18 protein-coding genes and 2 pseudogenes are annotated in these 18170 nt (G+C 57.4%); 6 read left to right on the top strand and 14 right to left on the bottom strand.

Annotation, left to right across the window (positions count from 1 at the left end; all coding sequences use genetic code 11):
* Positions 1-58: 58 nt before the first annotated feature.
* The 3 genes and pseudogenes from FHL16_RS13240 to FHL16_RS13230 form a co-directional block, all read right to left on the bottom strand.
* A complete protein-coding gene (locus FHL16_RS13240; RefSeq protein ID WP_010460264.1) occupies positions 59-340 on the bottom strand; it encodes a hypothetical protein in 282 nt (93 codons plus the stop codon).
* Positions 341-603: 263 nt separating this feature from the next.
* Complete coding sequence (locus FHL16_RS13235; protein ID WP_077748449.1) at positions 604-1974, bottom strand: NAD(P)-binding domain-containing protein; 1371 nt, start codon at positions 1972-1974, stop codon at positions 604-606.
* Positions 1975-2279: 305 nt separating this feature from the next.
* Positions 2280-2465: pseudogene (locus FHL16_RS13230) on the bottom strand (IS5/IS1182 family transposase); the annotation flags it as partial.
* 842 nt (positions 2466-3307) lie between these two features.
* Between FHL16_RS13230 and FHL16_RS13225 the strand changes: the two are divergent.
* On the top strand, positions 3308-4129 hold the full coding sequence (locus tag FHL16_RS13225; RefSeq protein WP_077748448.1) for an inositol monophosphatase family protein: 822 nt from the start codon (positions 3308-3310) through the stop codon (positions 4127-4129).
* A 235-nt stretch (positions 4130-4364) separates the two neighbouring features.
* Here the strand turns inward: FHL16_RS13225 and FHL16_RS13220 are convergent, their stop codons facing one another.
* Entirely contained in the window at positions 4365-4604 is a 240-nt protein-coding gene (locus FHL16_RS13220) for a DUF3079 domain-containing protein (RefSeq protein ID WP_077748447.1), read from the bottom strand.
* A gap of 157 nt (positions 4605-4761) precedes the next feature.
* Here FHL16_RS13220 and FHL16_RS13215 point away from each other — a divergent pair, with 157 nt between their 5' ends.
* From FHL16_RS13215 to FHL16_RS13195, 5 genes are all read left to right on the top strand, one after another.
* The gene (locus tag FHL16_RS13215) at positions 4762-5100 is read left to right on the top strand and encodes a hypothetical protein (protein ID WP_077748446.1); all 339 of its coding nucleotides are present in this window, start codon (positions 4762-4764) and stop codon (positions 5098-5100) included.
* 87 nt (positions 5101-5187) lie between these two features.
* Complete coding sequence (locus FHL16_RS13210; protein ID WP_077748445.1) at positions 5188-5718, top strand: iron transporter; 531 nt, start codon at positions 5188-5190, stop codon at positions 5716-5718.
* The gene (locus tag FHL16_RS13205) at positions 5719-6051 is read left to right on the top strand and encodes a cupredoxin domain-containing protein (protein ID WP_077748444.1); all 333 of its coding nucleotides are present in this window, start codon (positions 5719-5721) and stop codon (positions 6049-6051) included.
* Positions 6052-6073: 22 nt separating this feature from the next.
* Complete coding sequence (locus FHL16_RS13200) at positions 6074-6928, top strand: FTR1 family iron permease (protein WP_010460249.1); 855 nt, start codon at positions 6074-6076, stop codon at positions 6926-6928.
* Positions 6916-8295 (top strand): 4Fe-4S binding protein, encoded by a 1380-nt coding sequence (locus FHL16_RS13195; protein WP_077748443.1) that lies wholly within the window; start codon positions 6916-6918, stop codon positions 8293-8295. The genes FHL16_RS13200 and FHL16_RS13195 overlap by 13 nt, the downstream gene beginning before the upstream one ends.
* Positions 8296-8328: 33 nt before the next feature.
* On the opposite strand, the gene FHL16_RS34975 is transcribed toward FHL16_RS13195, so the two are convergent.
* The 10 genes and pseudogenes from FHL16_RS34975 to narH all read right to left on the bottom strand — a co-directional run bounded on the left by FHL16_RS34975 (position 8329) and on the right by narH (position 18170).
* On the bottom strand, positions 8329-9033 hold the full coding sequence (locus FHL16_RS34975; RefSeq protein WP_370655155.1) for a methyl-accepting chemotaxis protein: 705 nt from the start codon (positions 9031-9033) through the stop codon (positions 8329-8331).
* A gap of 387 nt (positions 9034-9420) precedes the next feature.
* A pseudogene (locus FHL16_RS34970) lies at positions 9421-9948 on the bottom strand (MCP four helix bundle domain-containing protein); the annotation flags it as partial.
* A 93-nt stretch (positions 9949-10041) separates the two neighbouring features.
* Positions 10042-10737: an anaerobic ribonucleoside-triphosphate reductase activating protein gene (locus FHL16_RS13185; RefSeq protein ID WP_077748442.1), complete on the bottom strand. Its 696-nt coding sequence runs from the start codon at positions 10735-10737 to the stop codon at positions 10042-10044.
* Positions 10734-10901 (bottom strand): anaerobic ribonucleoside-triphosphate reductase, encoded by a 168-nt coding sequence (gene nrdD / locus FHL16_RS34705; RefSeq protein WP_010460242.1) that lies wholly within the window; start codon positions 10899-10901, stop codon positions 10734-10736. The genes FHL16_RS13185 and nrdD overlap by 4 nt, the downstream gene beginning before the upstream one ends.
* A 32-nt stretch (positions 10902-10933) precedes the next feature.
* Positions 10934-12949 (bottom strand): ribonucleoside triphosphate reductase, encoded by a 2016-nt coding sequence (locus FHL16_RS13175; protein WP_077748441.1) that lies wholly within the window; start codon positions 12947-12949, stop codon positions 10934-10936.
* Between the two features lie 263 nt (positions 12950-13212).
* Complete coding sequence (moaA, locus tag FHL16_RS13170; protein WP_077748440.1) at positions 13213-14205, bottom strand: GTP 3',8-cyclase MoaA; 993 nt, start codon at positions 14203-14205, stop codon at positions 13213-13215.
* Positions 14206-14230: 25 nt separating this feature from the next.
* The gene (locus tag FHL16_RS13165) at positions 14231-15190 is read right to left on the bottom strand and encodes a peptidylprolyl isomerase (RefSeq protein ID WP_077748439.1); all 960 of its coding nucleotides are present in this window, start codon (positions 15188-15190) and stop codon (positions 14231-14233) included.
* A gap of 10 nt (positions 15191-15200) precedes the next feature.
* Positions 15201-15881, bottom strand: a complete 681-nt coding sequence (gene narI / locus FHL16_RS13160; RefSeq protein WP_077748438.1) for a respiratory nitrate reductase subunit gamma — start codon at positions 15879-15881, stop codon at positions 15201-15203.
* On the bottom strand, positions 15874-16629 hold the full coding sequence (gene narJ, locus FHL16_RS13155) for a nitrate reductase molybdenum cofactor assembly chaperone (RefSeq protein WP_077748437.1): 756 nt from the start codon (positions 16627-16629) through the stop codon (positions 15874-15876). Before narJ ends, narI begins: the two co-directional genes overlap by 8 nt.
* A 2-nt stretch (positions 16630-16631) precedes the next feature.
* Entirely contained in the window at positions 16632-18170 is a 1539-nt protein-coding gene (narH, locus tag FHL16_RS13150; RefSeq protein ID WP_010460230.1) for a nitrate reductase subunit beta, read from the bottom strand.

Genomic DNA, 18170 nt, shown 5'->3' with positions numbered 1-18170 from the left:
TCTCCATTGGTTCTAATTCTGAAGCCGTCCAATGCCTTTAGATTCACTGCGGCGTGTTTTACAGATCTGGATAATCGTCCAGCCTAAGGCTAGGAGCCCCCGTCTCCTGAGACTCACGCTTAGGCGTATGTATCACTCCGGCTTCGGCATCTGCACGCATTTGCTCTAACTCTTTGTGAAAAGCCTTGTCCTGAACCGTGGGCTTACTGGTGTATGGCTTCCGTTCGGGTTCAGGCTGTGCTGCATAAGTCGTTACCGCATCAGGGTCGTGCTGTAGCTTTTCTTGAACTTGCGATTCGAGCATTGCACGTAGCGCATCTTTGTCGGGTCGAGTCAGCAATTTGTCACTCCTATGAGGAAACCAGGCACCCAGTAATCGACTAGGCCAGTGGCCGGTTGGGGAACATCCAATCGATCGTGTCGAAAATTTGGGCTGCAGATACAGCCACAGGATTTCAGGTCGAAGAGAGGAGGCGGATCATCAATTTCTTCCAACACGGCGATCGTGTGAAATTGGGAACATGCCAGGGATGATTCCGTACTCGATCTTATCGGTCGACTGGAGAGGGGAGTGCGACCGTGCCTGGCTCAGGCTTGGCTGATTCATGTAGATACCTTTGCAGGCTTCGATTGCTTGCCGTGCAGAAAGGCTTCCAGTGAATCGTCCATCGCATCCATCCACGGCGTGTGATGCACGGGCGCCATGGTGCCGGTCAGCGTGGAGCGGTAGCTTTTGTTGCGATAGCCGAGGATGTCCGCTTCTTTGTCATGCTCCCACTCCTTGAAGATATCAGCCACGGCGAGAACATCGAAAGGCGGGTAATCGGTGGGCTCAAGCAGGTCGAGTATGTAGGCGGCTTGATAGTCGATGGCTTCAAAGGGATCGGCCACTTGCTCTTCGCGAGCCACCCATTCACGGCTGTCGCTGACCATGGCTTGCTCTACTGGTAGCGTGATGCGGCCAAGCATAATGTCCCGGGCATACCAGGCCTGGGCATCGAACATGTTGAACGTGTAGTACTGATCCTGCATGCCGAGGAACATCAGCTTCGGATTGGCCAAAGACACGATGCCTTTGTACAAGCCTTCCGGGTAGAGCCGGTTGCGCGTGGTCAGCGTCAACTCGTTGGGCATGAACGGGAAGTGATGCTGATACCCGGTGCACAGGATGATCGCGTCGACCTCTTTGCTGGTGCCATCCTTAAAATGTGCGGTCTTGCCGACCACATGGGTGAGCAACGGTACTTCGGCAAAAGATTCCGGCCAATCAAAGCCCATAGGCTTGGTGCGATAGCTGAAAGTAACCGACTTGGCGCCGTACTTGTGGCACTGCGTGCCGATGTCTTCTGCGGAGTAGCTGCTGCCAACCAGCAGCAAATTTTTGCCTTGAAACTCGCATGCATCGCGGAAATCATGGGCGTGCAATACGCGACCGGGGAACTGCTCCAAGCCTTCAAAGTAGGGCGCGTTGGGGGTCGAGAAGTGCCCGGTGGCGACGATTACGTGATCGAATTCTTCGGTGATCAGTTGGTCTTGCTTGAGGTCGCGCACGGTGACCGCGAACTTGCCGGTGCTCTCGTCATAGGCAACCCAATGCACCGCTGTATTGAAACGGATGTGCTGTCGCACGTTGCTTTTGGCTACGCGGCCGATGATGTAGTCTCGCAACACGGCGCGTGGCGGGTAGGAAGGAATCGGCCGGCCGAAGTGTTCTTCGAAACTGTAATTGGCGAACTCCAGGCATTCCTTGGGGCCGTTTGACCAGAGATATCGGTACATGCTGCCATGGACGGGCTCGCCATACAGATCCAAACCGGTGCGCCAGGTGTAATTCCACAGACCGCCCCAGTCACTCTGCTTTTCGTAGCAAACGATCTCGGGGGATTCAGCGCCGTCGCAACGGGCAGCTTCAAAAGCACGTAATTGTGCCAAGCCGCTAGGGCCGGCGCCAAGAATGGCAACTCTAAAAGTCATAAAGACTCCTTTCTTCAGGCGGTTCATCGCGCGCGGGATCTTGGCCCTGACGACGACTGAGCGCGGAAAAGAGTGATGCTCGTACCGGCAACGGTCGGGCCATCAAGCTCTGTAGTGATGCGCACTAAAATCGGCTTTACCGATAGTGCAATGTGATGAAGGCAGCATCTGTCGGTGAAACAGAAGGCCGGAGGGTGGGCAGGCCACCAATGAAGCGAGGGTTCTCGAGAAAACGCTGGAAGGCAGCGTTCGATCCGGTCAAACAGGAGAAAAAATGCTTGAAACCGGTCAGAACGTTAACACACCCGACGTAGGGAGAAGCCTTTTTCCTGCAAATAACCATTGATGATGGTGAAGATCGCATGGGCCAACTTATGTATTTCCAGCAGGTGCCGGAAGGTCATGATCGTGGTGTCTTCGGAGTTAGACGCGCTGATGGTCAGGCATGCGAACTGACGTATTGGCGCGATTTCATATAGCGCTTCCTCCATCCTTCGAGCCACCGGCTCGGCTCAGTACGTCAGATGAATCCCAGTTGGTCATCGCACGAATCGCTTGAGTGACAGGCGACTCGCTATCACTTGCACTCAGAGAGCTCTGTCGGTGCGGGGTACAGCAGTGGTAGCTCGAAAGAACCTTTGGTAGAAGTTCCGCTCTGACACATCGTTTAACATAATATACATTATGCGTAATATCTTATATGGGGCTGGGGGGCTGTGGTGATCAGATTTGATGTGAGGATCAGGTAAAAATTAGAAAAATGCATTTAAAGACTATACCCCCTTCCAAATCAACAAGATGGGCTACACCAAGTTCAGGGTTCGTCAAATTTTCCAATGCTTGCTTAGGGCCAACAGATTCAGGGCCTCCATCAATTTCATCCGTTGTTTATCATTTGACGCGTCTAAACCAACTGTGTTCGATCCAACGGCATACAATTTAGCGCCGATATTTAAACATTAGACCGAGTCACCAATCGACATTTAAAAACTATAGTGGGCTACAGGTCGCATAACCGCTCTAGCACGGTTGTTTCAGCTGTCACAGCCCAAGCAGTTGCCTACGTAAATCCTAGACTTTTACCAAGGCTAGGAAGGCTCAAATTTTTACGCAGCACTAAATCTTAGTAGGAGCAAGATTTTAGCGGTTACACGATGGCTAAACAGCTGAAATGAGACATCGCTGCGAGGCGTGGAATTTCTGCATCTCGTGATGCTAGATTGATTGCCGAATTGGTGGTGCCAATACTGCTACAACGAGAAAATTGCAGCGTTAGCGATCCGTAGTTCCCTTTCCATTGCTTTGTACGCGGTCTACCAATCGGAGAACCTTTGTGGAGAACATCAACCTATTTGCGCTGCTTGATCGGGTCGTAGCTGAGGTGACACTGGCTGGTGAGCTACTGATCGCCGAATGGCAAAGGCCCACTGGAGTACGTGGTCAGGGCGATAAGGCAGATGTGGATATCGAGATAGAGAAGCGTCTGCGCGATCCCCTGCTGCAATTGCTAAATTGTGATTTTTGGGGGGAGGAAACGGGACACGTATTATCTGGCCATCCGTGGTGCTGGGTAATCGATCCAAACGATGGCACAAGTGATTTTTTAAGGGGCATTAAGGGCTCATCAATTTCTGTAGGGTTACTGCGAAATTCGATCCCAGTTCTAGGTGTGGTTTACGCACCGATAACAGATGATCGTGGTAAGGACTGCCTCGCTTGGGCTGAGGGAATGCCGCAGCTATTGCGAAATGGCCAGCCAGTAGACGTAGATCTAAGCCAAAGAGATTTAGAGGTTGGAGATTTAGTCATGGTCAGCGCTGCTGCAGTGACCAGGCCCGAAGCCAATGAAAAACTCTGCTCACCTGGGCAATACCACGCCATGCCCAGTATCGCCTACCGGCTTGCACGGGTAGCCGCTGGTGACGGTGTCTGCGCTGTATCGCTTTACCCTGTGTCAGCTCATGATGTCGTTGCGGGACACGCACTTTTAAAAGCCAGCCGGGGAAATTTGCTGGACCAAGACGGCAAAGTTGTTAGTTACGACTCGAGCATGACCTCCGTTTCACTGATGTGTTTTGGAGGGGCACCAATCGCCTGCATGAAGTTACTTCATCGAAATTGGTCAGCGCTATCAAACTCTTGGCAAGAACTTTGAGGTGGGTTCTTAGGCACGTTGGCCAGTTCAGTGCTGTCTGTTTGTAGAGTTTAGTTGCGATAACGACCATAACTCAACTAAACGTCTATTTAGTTTAGTTATATTAATGTGGCGAAATCGCATAGATGATCGATGTGATGTTTTTTTGAGCAGCCTGCCAGCTATCCGAACTAAATAACCTAAAAAATGGTAACTAAAAGCATGAAACTGTCTGGTTGTTTGCTTCTGTCACCCGCTACTCGCTCCGACTGCCAGTCCAGGTGTCCGCAACATCATCTGTCGGCTTGTCAGTAGTGATGAGCTTCTCGATGCCCCAGTCACCAGGCACATTCCAATCCTCGCCGAAAAGTTCGGCCGGGTGCATCGTACGGTCGGAACCATTGCCGCAGGCCAGGGACTTCGCCGGACAATAACGGTCGCACCCCCAACAAATCCGTTCGGGGTGCTTGGGGTTGATGGGGAAGTTCTTAGCCATGCCGATCTCCGGTCATTGGGAGGCGTTCTTCCAACCTATAGCCCTTACGCAAAGCCAGCCTTGATACACATCAAGAATCGACATCAGATGACTGCGCTCACCTCCTTCGCAATCCCGGGGCTAAGCTAACGCTTTAACAGACTTGGAGACGCCTCTCATGCTCAATAAAAATCCTTTCCCAAGCGGCCTATCAACTTGGGACGATCAAGATGCTGCAACATCTCTTGATGACAAAGCGTTTACCGCCCCGCCCGCCTTGACCAACGCTGAACTGGTTCATCTGCGTGTCCGAGTGATTGCCTTGGAAAACCTGGTCATCGCCCTGCTGGCCGATGGTTCGGAACACCAGCTCGCCGTTGCGCGCGAGATGGCCACCTACATATCCCCCAGACCCGGCTTTACCCAGCATCCGCTGACCATTCACGCAGCCGAACAGATGACCCACACCGTCGAGCGCGCCCAGCGATTTCGCCAGAGTGATGTGCCATCGGTTTAATTTCTCGAAACTTGATGCCAATCATTATTGTTCGCAGCAAAGCTTCCTAGACTCGGGCTCCTACTCGTCAATGCCCAGGAAGAAATTATGCGTACCCCCTTGTCGCTTTCGCTTGCCCTGCTCTTGCTCACACCGCTGGCTCACGCTAAGGAATACCCGATCGGTGAGCCACAGTTGTGTCCTGGGCTGGAAGTCGGGGCGGTGTATTTGCAGCCGATCGAGATGGCACCTGCCGGAATGATGCGGGCCACCGCGGATTCCGATGTGCATCTGGAAGCCGACATTCGCGCCACGGCGGACAATCGACAGGGCTTTCAGGAAGGCAGTTTCGTGCCTTACCTCAATGTCTCGTTCAATCTGAAAAAACAGGGCAGCGAGAACGAACTCAAAGGCGATTTCCACGCCATGGTCGCCAATGACGGCCCGCACTATGGCGACAATGTAAAGCTGCTCGGCCCAGGCAAATATCAGCTGACCTTCAACGTCCTGCCACCCGGCGGTCATGGGTCCCTTGGCCGTCATACCGATAAGGAAACCGGCGTAGCCCCCTGGTTTGAACGCTGCGAATTGCACTACGAGTTCATCTACGCCGGCATTGGTAAAAAAGGCGGCTATTGAATGAAGCGCCTGCAGATTGCCTGGCTGATGCTTGCCGGAGCAGTGGCGCCGTTCACGGCCTATGCCGAATTACCCAGCTATGAACTCAGCCTGCGCGATGGCCACTTCACTCCTGCCCTGTTGGAGGTTCCGGCCGGTCAGCGCTTCAAGATCATCCTGAGAAATATCGGCCAAGGCCCAGCCGAATTTGAGAGCACACCATTGCGGGTTGAAAAAGTACTGTCGCCGGGCGTGACAACCTTCGTGGTCATTCACCCGCTCAGGCCCGGCCACTACCCCTTCTTCGACGAGTTCAATCCACAACTGCCCGAGGGCGGCATCCTCGCGAAATAACCCGTTCAAACACGGAGTTTTCATGTATCAATCAATGTTCATTGTCTGGCGCGAAAGCGTCGAGGCGCTGCTGGTGATCGGCATTCTCCAGGCCTGGGTCAGTCAGCAGCATCAGGGTGATCGACTGGCGAAGTACTTGTGGGCAGGCGTCGTGCTGGGGTTGATGCTTTCGGGCCTGCTGGCGGTGTTGATTCTGTTTGCCGGTGAGGCCATGAGCGGTTCAGCCAGTGAATGGTTTCAGGCTGCACTTGCGCTGGTGGCCAGCCTGCTGATAGTGCAAATGGTCGGCTGGATGCACCGCCACGGGCGCACGCTCAAGCACGATTTGCAACGACACGCTGATAGCTACCTGGCTCGGCATGGTGGCGCGAGTCTGTTACTGCTGGCCCTGCTCGCCGTCAGCCGCGAAGGCAGTGAAACGGTAGTCTTTCTCTATGGCTCCGGTGCTCAGTTGCGAGGTCCGCAGCTCAGTTTGTTTGTCGTCGGCGGCGCAATGGGATTGGTGCTGTCGGCGCTGACCATTGCCTTGCTGCACAGCAGTCGCCGGTTCATCTCGTGGCAGCGATTCTTTTCCATCAGCGAAGCTGTTTTGCTGATACTCGGCGCGGCGTTGCTGGTCAGCGGTACCGAGCGAATTGGCGGCCAATTACTCGCCATGGATTTACCGGAGGTGATGTACAGCCTCGTTGGTGATGCGCTTTGGGACAGCAGTGCCTTGCTCAGCGACAGCCATGGACTGGGTGGTTTTCTTGCCGGTTTTGCCGGTTATCGTGCGACGCCCAGCGGCATGACGTTACTGGTGCTGGCCGGTTATTGGCTGACCGTCGGGGGTTGGCTGCGCCAGCGTGCTGTGGAAAAAGTCCCATGCCTGAGCTGAGTCGCCGCAATCAATGGCTGCAGCGCCTGGGCGACGGCATGCGTCGTCACGCGCCCGTCATCCGTGCCGTGCAGTGGGTCGTTGTACTGTTTTACGCGTTGCTGTTGGTGATCCCGGCGGTGTTGTCGCTGCCGGACAGCCAGGCACGGCTGCTCGATAACCTGACCCTGTTCGCGCAGTTTTTGTTCTGGGGCATTTGGTGGCCGTTCGTGTTGCTGTCGATCGTACTGTTTGGACGAATCTGGTGTGGCGTTCTCTGTCCGGAAGGCTCACTCAGCGAATGGGCCAGCCATTACGGCAAAGGTTTGGGTGTACCGCGCTGGTTGCGCTGGGGCGGCTGGCCAACCCTGGCGTTCTGCCTGACAACCCTCTACGGCCAGTTGATCAGCGTCTATGACTACGCCCAGGCGGCGCTGTTGATTCTGGGCGGTTCGACCGTCGCCGCGGTCGTCGTCGGGTTGCTGTTCGCCCGAGGCAAACGGGTCTGGTGCCGTTACCTGTGCCCGGTCAGTGGCGTCTTCGCCCTGCTCGCCCGACTGGCGCCCGTGCATTTTCAGGTCGACGAACAACGCTGGATGGAAAACCCCGCGCCACGCCTGCCGCCGCCCAACTGCGCGCCCTTGCTCGATATCCGTCGTATGCAAGGCGCCAGTGACTGCCATGCCTGCGGACGTTGCAGCGGACAACGCGGCGCGGTTCAGCTGATCGCGCGCTCCAGCAACCAAGAGATTCTTCATGCGACGGCGCAGACGCTTTCACCATGGGACGCGCGTCTATTGCTGTTCGGTGTGATCGGTCTGGCCATGGGCGCCTTTCAGTGGACGGTCAGCCCATGGTTCGTCGCCCTCAAACAAACCCTCGCCCAATGGCTGGTCGAGCACGACCAACTCTGGGCCCTTGAGGACAACGCGCCCTGGTGGCTGCTGACCCATTACCCGCACCTCAACGACAGCTTCAGCTGGCTCGACGGTTTCAGCATCGTCGCTTACTTGAGTTTGAGTTCGATGGTGTTAGGCACGGCGTTGATGATCCTTCTGCGCCTGACGGCTCGACTGGCGCAAGATCCTGCACTGTATTGGCCCCTGGCGCTGACACTCACGCCCTTGGGTGGTGCGGGATTGTTTCTAGGGCTGTCGGCCACAACGGTGAAATTGCTGCGCTATGAAGGTCTGCTACTGGAGTGGGTACAACCGGCCAGGGCTTGTCTGTTAATGGCTGCGATGGGCTGGAGCCTGTTGCTGGGTTGGAAACGGCTGGACCGCGAAGGCCTTTCCCAGGTTCGTCGCTGCGCTGGCAGCACTTGCCTGTTACTCGCCATCGGCTTGGTAGGGTTCGACTGGTGGTTGCAGTTCTGGGGCTGGTCCTGAGCGCCCTCATCCACAACCACCAACCCGAATTACCTAGACTTTAAAACGCGCCACCGTCTGGTGCAGCGCCCCGGCCATCTGCGCCAAATCGTGACCTGCGGTGTGAGTATGTTGGGCACCCAGCAAGACCTGCTCTGACAAGTTGCGAATCCCCATCAGATTGCGGTCCACCTCACGCGCCACCAATGCCTGCTCCTCCGTAGCGCTGGCAATCATCATGTTGCGCTCGTTGATCTGCGAGATCGACCGGGTGATTTCATCCAATGCATCGCCCGACCGTTGCGCCACTTCCAGGGTGGCCCGCACCAGGTTGCTGCTGCTTTGCATGGCCGTCACCGCATGCCCGGTATCGAGACGAATGTTGCCGATCATCTGCTCGATTTCCTGGGTGGACTCTTGAGTGCGATGCGCCAGGGCGCGCACTTCATCGGCGACCACGGCAAAACCGCGTCCGGCATCACCAGCACGAGCCGCTTCAATGGCCGCGTTCAGGGCCAGCAAATTGGTCTGCTCGGCGATGCTGCGAATCACGTCCAGCACCTTGCTGATGTCCTGCACCCGGCCCGCCAGTTGCTCGATGCGCTGTGAAGTGTCGGTGACCCCATCGGCCAGTGCGCCGATTGAAACCACGGTTTCCTGAACCTGTTCACGCCCGCGTTGCGCGGTTTGCTCGGACTGCCGCGAGGCCTCGGAGGTGCTGACCGCATTGCGCGCCACTTCATCGACCGCAGCGGTCATCTGGTTCACGGCGGTGGCCGCCTGCTCGATCTCCAGCCCTTGCAATTGCAGGTTGCTGCTGGTCTGGCTGCTGACCGCACTCAGCTCTTCGGAGGAACTGGCCACCTGGTCCACCGACATCGCGATGTGCCTGACCATGGCATTCAGACTTTGCTGCATCTGATGCATGTTCATCATCACGCTGCCGCCGGCACTTGAGTTCACGGGTACCTGAATCGTCAGGTCGCCTTGAGCGATCTGACTTAAAAACCGTGCGGCATCGTCCGGCTCGCCGCCCAATGGACGGGTCACACTGCGCGTGACGATCACCGCCGCGGCGATGACCAGCGCCACACAGAACAAAAACAACCCGAGCATATTGCGCCGGGCATCGCTGTACAACGCCTGCGCTGATTGTTCTCTGTCGGCGAATATTTTGCCTTGCAGCGCCATCAATTGATCCAGGCTGCCATAAACCTCGCGTTCGGCCGGCACGACCTTTTGTTTCAGCTGTGCCATGGCGTCATCGAAAGCCCCTTGCCGGATCAACACCTGCACTTGAGTGAACGCCGCCACGTAGGCTTCACGATTCTTCTTCAACGCGGCATAAGCGGTTTTGCCCTCTGGCAAATAGAACAATGGTTCAAGCGTATCGAGTGCCTGGGTAATCCGTTTCTTGGTAGCGTCGATTGACTGCTGCACCTGCTGATTATCTTTATCGATCAGTAGATCCCTAGTGTTCCTGGCGTTATCACGTACGCCGGTGGCGATGACCATGATCGGATCGATCTTCGGCCAGTCCTGCTTGACGATTACTACCGCCTGTTCCTTGAGCGTTGCCAGATCGTGCAACGCGTAAAACGCCATGCCCATCAGCGCCAACGGCGCGATGGCAAAGCCGATGACGATACGTTGTGCTGTCGTTAATTTGGCCATATCAAATGCTCCCTGTTTGATACCTGCCGATTGGCAGCGCATTTGAAAACCTAATGATGGATGTCACCGTTAAACGTTGATTCGCAGCCACGGTTACCCCCGTAACACGAAAGCGGGAAACAGCTCGCGCATGGCTTCCCATAAGTCAGGTAGCAAGGCTTGTGCCGAAACACTCGGCAGCAGCGGATCGAACATCCGCTCGGTGCGAACCAGTTGCACGGCGAAACGCTTGACGCCGAGTTCGCTCAAACGCTGCGCGAGGACCAGTAACCGCGCCGGCTCGAACAGATGCCAGTGCACAGTGGTACGACATTCATAATCGACACCACTTGCCAGCAGATGCTCAAGGCTGCGCCAATTGGCGGTACCGCTGCCTTCGACCCGGGTGATCGCCTGGCAATCCTCCGGCAGCGCCTTCACATCGAAGCCAACCCAATCAGCGCCAGGCAATGCCTTGGCGAATGCAGCCGGCTTGATACCGGCACTGTGCAAACCAATGCGAAACCCCATCGCCCGCACCTCCTCCATGGCGCCGAGCAAACCGTCCTGCAGGGTCGGCTCACCGCCACTGAACACCACCGCATCGAGCAGGTCCTGACGCCGTTGCAGAAACGCCAGCACCCGCCGCCAATCCACTTCGTCTGTGCCACGAGGCGGGATCAACTGCGGGTTATGGCAGTAACGACAACGCCAGGCGCAACCCTGGCAAAACAGCACGCAGGCGAGCTGTCCCGGATAGTCGATAGTGGTCAGGGGCACCATGCCCCCGACCCGAAGCGTTCGACTCATTGGCGCCCGGCCAGCGCCGCGCTTTCAGTGAAGTGCACCCGCTCACGGTGCTCCGACTGTTTACCCGGATTGAACGCCGACACAGGGCGGTGATAGCCCATCACCCGGGTCCAGACTTCGCAGCGTTGACGTTGAGCCTGGGGCAGTGCTTGCGATGCAGTCATGGTGAAGCTCCTTGCGGTTGAGTGGATCGAAATCAATGAACGGTGCCGAGCTTCTGTTCGTGCAGCAGCAAGACCTCGTCGCATTTGGGGCAGAACTCATGCTCGCCATCGAGGTAGCCGTGCACCGGGCAGATGGAGAACGTCGGGGTCACGGTCAGGTACGGCAGGCGGAAGCGGCCAAGGGCTTTGCGCACCAGTTGCTTGCACGCCTCGGTCGAGGAAATCCGCTCGGCCATGTACAGATGCAAGACGGTGCCGCCGGTGTATTTGCATTGCAGTTCGTCTTGAAGCTCCAGGGCCTCGAAGGGGTCTTCGGTGTAGCCCACGGGCAGTTGGGAAGAGTTGGTGTAATACGGCGCTTGCACGCTGCCAGCCTGGAGAATGCCGGGGTAACGCTTGAGGTCTTCCTTGGCAAAACGGTAAGTCGTGCCCTCAGCTGGCGTCGCCTCCAGGTTGTACATGTGGCCGGTTTCCTCTTGGAAACGCAGCAACGTGGCGCGCACATGATCGAGCATGTTCAGGGCAAACTGCCGGCCATGCTCGGTGTGCATGCCCTCCTCGTCGCCGGTGAAATTGCGCAGCATTTCATGCATGCCGTTGAGGCCGATGGTCGAGAAATGGTTGCGCAGGGTTCCGAGGTAGCGCTTGGTGTACGGGTACAAACCGGCATCCATGTGGTGCTGAATCACCTTGCGCTTGACCTCCAGGCTTTCCATCGCCAGTTCCATCAGTGTGTCCAGACGCTGCAATAATCCACTGGTATCACCCTTGAACACATAGCCCAGCCGTGCGCAGTTGATGGTGACAACGCCAAGCGATCCGGTCTGTTCCGCTGAGCCGAACAAGCCGCCGCCACGCTTGAGCAACTCGCGCACATCGAGCTGCAAACGGCAGCACATTGAACGCACCTGATTGGGTTGCAGATCAGAATTGAGGAAGTTCTGGAAATACGGCAGGCCGTACCGCGCAGTCATCTCGAACAGACGATCGGCGTTTTCACTGTCCCACGGAAAGTCATGGGTGATGTTGTAGGTCGGGATCGGAAAGGTGAACACCCGCCCTTTCGCGTCGCCGGCCTGCATCACTTCGATGTAAGCGCGGTTGAGCAGCTCCATTTCGGCTTGCAGTTCACCATAGGCAAACGGCATTTCTTCACCGCCGATGACGGGTATTTGCTCACGCAAATCCTGGGGGCACACCCAGTCGAAGGTCAGGTTGGTAAATGGCGTCTGCGTGCCCCAGCGTGACGGTACGTTGAGGTTGTAGATGAACTCCTGGATCGCCTGGCGTACTTCCTGAAAACTCAGTTGATCCTTGCGCACGTAGGGCGCCAGATAGGTGTCGAACGAGCTGAACGCCTGGGCACCGGCCCATTCGTTTTGCAGGGTGCCGAGAAAATTCACCATCTGCCCCAAGGCACTGCTCAAGTGCTTTGGCGGACCGGCTTCAACACGCCCCGGCACACCGTTGAGCCCTTCGTGCAACAGGGTGCGCAGCGACCAGCCGGCGCAGTAACCGGCGAGCATGTCGAGGTCGTGCACATGCAAATCCGCCTCGCGGTGGGCCTGGCCTATGGCCTCGCTGTACACCTCGTCCAGCCAGTAGTTGGCAGTGACCTTGCCCGACACGTTCAACACCAGTCCGCCCAGTGAATACCCCTGATTGGCGTTGGCCTGGACCCGCCAGTCTTCACGGTCCAGGTATTCGTTCATCGAAGTCGCCACCTCGACCATGGTCCGGCGGTCGCGGCGCAAGCGCCCGTGCTGTTCGCGGTAGACGATGTAGGCACGCATGGCGAGGAAATATCCGGCGTCCATCAACACCCGTTCAACACGGTCCTGGATTTGCTCGACATGGAGTCTTGGCAAACCTTCGAGCCTGGCCAATACCGCGTTAAGCAAGCCTTCAACCTCAACCTCGGCGTACTCCCCCGTCGCCTTGCCGGCGGCGATCAATGCCTGACGGATTTTGTCGGCATCGAAGGCGACCTGACTGCCATCGCGTTTGTGCAAGCGGTTACATCCTACTGCGATCAGCGTGCTTTGCATTTGGCCTCCAGATACTACATATAGATTTAAAAAAATCTAAAACCACAACATGCAGTGAAGGCTACGGAAAAAGTGCTGATCTGCAATTGATCGACATCAAGATTCCCCGGCGAAAGAACGTCCGATAACGGCAGAAGAAAATCTAATGTGGGAGCGAGCCTGCTCGCGATGACTGCAGCACGCTCAACATTGATGTCGATTGTTCTACCGCTATCGCGAGCAGGCTCGCTCCCACAGTGATTTGCTGTGTTTTACAGATCAGCTCAACCGCCACTCATGTTCATGAACCGTACAATCTGCACCTCCCCTTCGGGGCTGAAATCGTGGCGCAACGGTTTGCCGCGCAAGGCCTTCTGCACGGCATTGATCACGGGCTGATCATCCAGCGGATAACGCCGCAGCAATCCTCTTAAATCCAGGGCATCGTCCTGCCCCAAACACAGCAACAGCTTCCCTTCAACGGTCATCCGTACCCGGTTGCAGCTGCCGCAGAAGTTGTGGCTGTTGGGTGAAATGAAGCCGATCCGGGTCTCGGGATGGCGTTCCAGACGCACATAGCGTGCCGGTCCGCCGCTGTTTTCGGTGCTGTCGAGTAACCGATGCTGGCTGGCGATCAGCGCCCGAACCTCGTCGCTGGAACAAAACGATTCACCCCGGGAACGCCCGACATCGCCCAAGGGCATTTCCTCGATGAAACTGATATCGATGCGCTGGTCAATGGCGTACTGCACCAACGCCGGGACTTCATCAAAGTTGCGGCCCTTCATCACCACGCAGTTGAGTTTGATCCGCTCGAACCCCGCGTCCCGTGCTGCCTCAATGCCGTTGAGCACTTGATCGAGATCGCCAATGCGGGTGATCGCGCGAAACTTCTGCCCGTCCAGGCTATCGAGGCTGATGTTCATCCGCTTCACCCCGGCATCGACCAACGGCCGGGCCAGACGGCCCAGCTGCGAGCCGTTGCTGGTCATCACCAATTCGCGCAAACCGGGCAACGCGGCGATGTTGCGACAAAGGTCGACAATGCCCGGACGAATCAGCGGCTCGCCGCCGGTCAGGCGAATCTTGCGTACACCCAGACCAACGAACAGCGTTGCCAAACGCTGCAACTCTTCAAGGGTGAGCACCTGCTGACGCGGCAGGAAGGTCATGTTTTTCGCCATGCAATACACACAGCGAAAATCACAGCGGTCCGTCACCGACATCCGCAGATAATCAATCTGCCGTCCAAAGCCATCCTGCATTACAGCGTTCATCACATCTCCCGGTTTGCCTCGATGCTCACTGCACCAGCGGTGAGTCGGCGCCCTGCAAATGGATACCGCGAATATCCGCCGCACCGATCAGGGTTTGCAGGTACTGCACCAGGGCTTTTTGCCACACGCCTTGCTGCAACTGCGTGCGGATCGCCGTCGACACCACTTCATAGGGCAACGGCATGCCTTCGATTCGCTGATCGACACTGACTACATGCCAGCCGTAGCGACTTTCCAGCGGTTTGCTGGCCAGGCCCGGCGCCAGAGTGAACAACTGACGTTCCAGTTCAGGCACGGTTTGGCCCTTGCTGATCTGCCCCAAAGAACCACCCTGAGCCTTCGACGGGCAGGCCGAATATTTCAACGCCAGTTCGGCGAAAGTGCCGGGGAATTCATCCAGACGTTGCAGCAGGACTTCCGCCTGAACATGCGCAAGGCTGCGCGCCTCGACATCGTCCGGCGCACATTCGAGCAGGATGTGCCGTACCGCCAGCAATGGTGCGCTGTGAAAGCGCCCGCGATTGTTTTCGTAGTAACGAAGACTGGTTTCCTCGTCGCACTGCGGCACATGCACCTCGCGTTCAAGCAACAAACGCGTGGCCGCTTCTTCTTCGTTCTCGCCAGCACCGATCTCCATCGATACGCCGAGTTCGGCAATGCGCTGCTGCAACAACTCGCGGATCACCAACGCCCGGGCGGCCAAGTACACCGCTTCTTCGCGGCTTTCGGCCGGATGATATTGCAGCTCCAGCGCCATCGCTTCCGGGGTGATCGACACCTCGTTGACGCTGATGATCGGCCACTCCTGTTCACTGCTGGCGATCAACTGCGCCGGGGCGTCATCGGCCCCTGCGGGCTCAACCGGCAGCGCCTCGAACTGCGCCTCTGCGACCGGCGCCATGTCGAGAACGGCCTCCGCTTTTTTTGAAGAACCGCAGCCACCGCTGCCCCCATTACCGCCACCACATCCGCATCCACCTGACATGATTGTCTCCTCAGTACTTCTGACGAACGATTTGAAAACGACGCCCCAGGTACCAGATCGGTGCGCTGATCATGTGTACGAGACGGGTGAAGGGGAACAGCACAAACAGGGTCAAACCGAGAAACACATGCAGCTTGTAGATCAGCCCGACCGGCGCGATGGCCGCCGCGGCTTCCACCGGACGCAACAACACGGTGTTCTGTGCCCAATCGGCGAGCATCACCATCACCGAGCCGTCCATGTGCGCGGTGGACGCAACGATCGTCAGCAGCCCCAGCAGCAACTGCGCCAGCAGCACCAGCAGAACCAGAATGTCCGAGGGGCTGGACGTGGCGCGGACCCGTGGATCGGTCAGCCGCCGATTGACCAGCATCAGCAAGCCAATCAGGCACAACAGACCGAAGAAGCCACCGGACACCATCGCCAGCAACTGCTTGTTCTCAGTGCTGATCACGTGGTGATACACCGACGCCGGGGTCAGCAGGCCGACAAAGTGTCCGGCCAGTACGAACAACACACCGATGTGGAAAAAGTTGCTCGCCACGCGCATGCCGCGCTGATTGAGCATCTGGCTCGAGCCGGCCTTCCAGGTGTACTGCGACAGATCGAAACGCGCCCAGCTGCCAATCAGGCAAATCGCCAGGGCGACGTAGGGATAGACCCCGAACAACAACAGGTTCCATTTAGACATTGCCTACCTCCTTGGCCGGCACGACGGCCAACCCTTCATGCTGAAAATCCACCCAGTGCAACGGCACCGCACTTTCTTCCCGGGCCTTGCCCGGTGCGCTTGGCAGTCCACTGCAACGGTCCTGCTGTTCGGCCTGGAGAAAGTCCACGGCCTCCTCTTCCCAGATCTTGTCGAGGGCTTCCAGGGAGTCGTCGCGCGGCTCCGCCGCCACCTGCGCCCGCAGGTCGGCCACCGCTTGATGCGGCTCGGTCCCGGCAATTTGCAGCAGCGCCCGGAAGCAGCTGGCATAGGCACTTTCACGCTCTTCCAGACGCGCCGCGAGCAAGGCCAGCAAGTGCGACACATCCGCCAGGCCCTCCCGGGCCTCGATGTCTTCGCGGGTGGACAGGAACTCCAGGTACAGCGGTATGTAATCGGGCAGCTCTTTGACACCGATGGCAAAACCGGCTTCTTCGTATTGCGCCATCATGTCGACCATCGCCTGGCCGCGATCGCGGGATTCGCCATGCACGTGCTCGAACAAGAGCAGCGACAGCGAGCGGCCTCGACCGAACAGCGCACCGTAGTGCTCCTGCCCATCCATCAGGTCATTGGCGCAGATCAACTCCAACAATTCGAACAACGCGCCGCGTTGCTTGGGGCTGATTTCCCGTGACTGGATGATCGCTTGCTCGAGTTCGTCGCGACCGCCAATCAATGTCTCGGTCGGGTAATCGAGCAGCAGCGAAATCACTTTGAGAATTTGCATGCTCATTCCTCCCACAACTGGACGGTTTTCAGGATGTCGCGGCGGTTGGCTTTCTTCGCACCGAACATGTTGGTGTCGGAGCTGCCGCTGCAGCCGCTACCAAAGCTGAAACCGCAACCGGAGCGCTCGGCAAAGGCGTCGCTCATGGCGTCTTCACGGTGGGCGCTCGGTACCACAAAGCGGTCTTCGTAGTTGGCAATAGCCAGGTAGCGATACATCTCCTCGACCTGGGCCACACTCAGGCCGACATCCGCCAGCACCTGCAGGTCCTGCACGCCGTCGACTTGCTCAGAACGTTTGTAGGCGCGCATCGCCAGCAAGCGTTTAAGCGCACGCTTGACCGGTTTTTCATCACCCGCCGTCAGAAGGTTCGCCAGGTACTTCAGGGGAATACGCAGGCTGTCGACATCCGGGATCACCCCGTTCATGCCGACGGTGCCGGCGGTCGCGGCGTTCTGGATCGGCGACAGTGGCGGCACGTACCAGACCATCGGCAAGGTGCGGTATTCCGGGTGCAGCGGCAGGGCGAGTTTCCAGTCCACGGCCATTTTGTAGACCGGCGAACGCTGGGCTGAATCGATCACCGATTGCGGTACGCCATCGGCCAGGGCCTGACGAATCACTGCCGGATCGTTCGGATCGAGGAAGATCTCCAGTTGTTTCTCGTACAGGTCCTGTTCATTGGCGGTGCTCGCCACTTCGCTGATGCGGTCGGCGTCATACAGCAGCACGCCGAGGTAGCGGATGCGCCCGACGCAGGTTTCCGCGCAAACGGTCGGCATCCCGGCTTCGATACGCGGGTAGCAGAAGATGCATTTCTCGGACTTGCCGCTTTTCCAGTTGAAATAGATCTTCTTGTACGGGCAGCCGCTGATGCACATCCGCCAGCCACGGCATTTTTCCTGGTCGATCAGGACGATGCCGTCTTCTTCACGCTTGTAGATCGCACCGCTCGGGCACGACGCCGCGCACGTCGGGTTGAGGCAGTGCTCGCACAAGCGCGGCAAATACATCATGAACGTGTTTTCGTACTCGCCGTAAATGTCCGCCTGAATCTTGTCGAAGTTCTTGTCCTTGCGACGTTTGGCGAATTCGGTGCCGAGGATTTCTTCCCAGTTCGGACCCCACTCGATTTTTTCCATGCGCTTGCCGGAGATCAGCGAACGCGGACGCGCGGTGGGTTGATGCTCGCCCAGCGGCGCGGTGTGCAGGTGCTGGTAATCGAAATCGAACGGTTCGTAGTAGTCGTCGAGGCTCGGCAGGTCCGGGTTGGCGAAAATGTTCGCCAACACGCGGAATTTACCGCCGATGCGCGGGTTGATCGTGCCGTTGGCGTTGCGGATCCAGCCGCCCTTCCACTTGTCCTGGTTTTCCCATTCTTTCGGGTAGCCGATCCCGGGTTTTGATTCGACGTTGTTGAACCAGGCGTATTCCATGCCTTCGCGGCTGGTCCAGACGTTTTTGCAGGTGATCGAACAGGTGTGGCAACCGATGCATTTGTCCAGGTTCAGAACCATGCCGATTTGTGAGCGAATCTTCAT

It is taken from the genome of Pseudomonas sp. FSL W5-0299, from assembly GCF_005930655.1.
GTDB classification, from domain to species: Bacteria; Pseudomonadota; Gammaproteobacteria; order Pseudomonadales; family Pseudomonadaceae; genus Aquipseudomonas; species Aquipseudomonas mandelii.
The sequence above is the reverse complement of the archived record's forward strand: the minus strand, read 5'-3'. Positions and strand labels throughout refer to the sequence as shown.

Bases quoted from the DNA above. Each gene is read 5' to 3' on its own strand.
- FHL16_RS13235 (WP_077748449.1), bottom strand. From the start codon at position 1,974: ATGACTTTTAGAGTTGCCATTCTTGGCGCCGGCCCTAGCGGCTTGGCA.
- FHL16_RS13220 (WP_077748447.1), bottom strand. From the start codon at position 4,604: ATGGCTAAGAACTTCCCCATCAACCCCAAGCACCCCGAACGGATTTGT.
- FHL16_RS13215 (WP_077748446.1), top strand. From the start codon at position 4,762: ATGCTCAATAAAAATCCTTTCCCAAGCGGCCTATCAACTTGGGACGAT.
- FHL16_RS13210 (WP_077748445.1), top strand. From the start codon at position 5,188: ATGCGTACCCCCTTGTCGCTTTCGCTTGCCCTGCTCTTGCTCACACCG.
- FHL16_RS13205 (WP_077748444.1), top strand. From the start codon at position 5,719: ATGAAGCGCCTGCAGATTGCCTGGCTGATGCTTGCCGGAGCAGTGGCG.
- FHL16_RS13200 (WP_010460249.1), top strand. From the start codon at position 6,074: ATGTATCAATCAATGTTCATTGTCTGGCGCGAAAGCGTCGAGGCGCTG.
- FHL16_RS13195 (WP_077748443.1), top strand. From the start codon at position 6,916: ATGCCTGAGCTGAGTCGCCGCAATCAATGGCTGCAGCGCCTGGGCGAC.
- FHL16_RS34975 (WP_370655155.1), bottom strand. From the start codon at position 9,033: ATGACCGCTGCGGTCGATGAAGTGGCGCGCAATGCGGTCAGCACCTCC.
- FHL16_RS13185 (WP_077748442.1), bottom strand. From the start codon at position 10,737: ATGAGTCGAACGCTTCGGGTCGGGGGCATGGTGCCCCTGACCACTATC.
- nrdD (WP_010460242.1), bottom strand. From the start codon at position 10,901: ATGACTGCATCGCAAGCACTGCCCCAGGCTCAACGTCAACGCTGCGAA.
- FHL16_RS13175 (WP_077748441.1), bottom strand. From the start codon at position 12,949: ATGCAAAGCACGCTGATCGCAGTAGGATGTAACCGCTTGCACAAACGC.
- moaA (WP_077748440.1), bottom strand. From the start codon at position 14,205: ATGAACGCTGTAATGCAGGATGGCTTTGGACGGCAGATTGATTATCTG.
- FHL16_RS13165 (WP_077748439.1), bottom strand. From the start codon at position 15,190: ATGTCAGGTGGATGCGGATGTGGTGGCGGTAATGGGGGCAGCGGTGGC.
- narI (WP_077748438.1), bottom strand. From the start codon at position 15,881: ATGTCTAAATGGAACCTGTTGTTGTTCGGGGTCTATCCCTACGTCGCC.
- narJ (WP_077748437.1), bottom strand. From the start codon at position 16,629: ATGCAAATTCTCAAAGTGATTTCGCTGCTGCTCGATTACCCGACCGAG.
- narH (WP_010460230.1), bottom strand. From the start codon at position 18,170: ATGAAGATTCGCTCACAAATCGGCATGGTTCTGAACCTGGACAAATGC.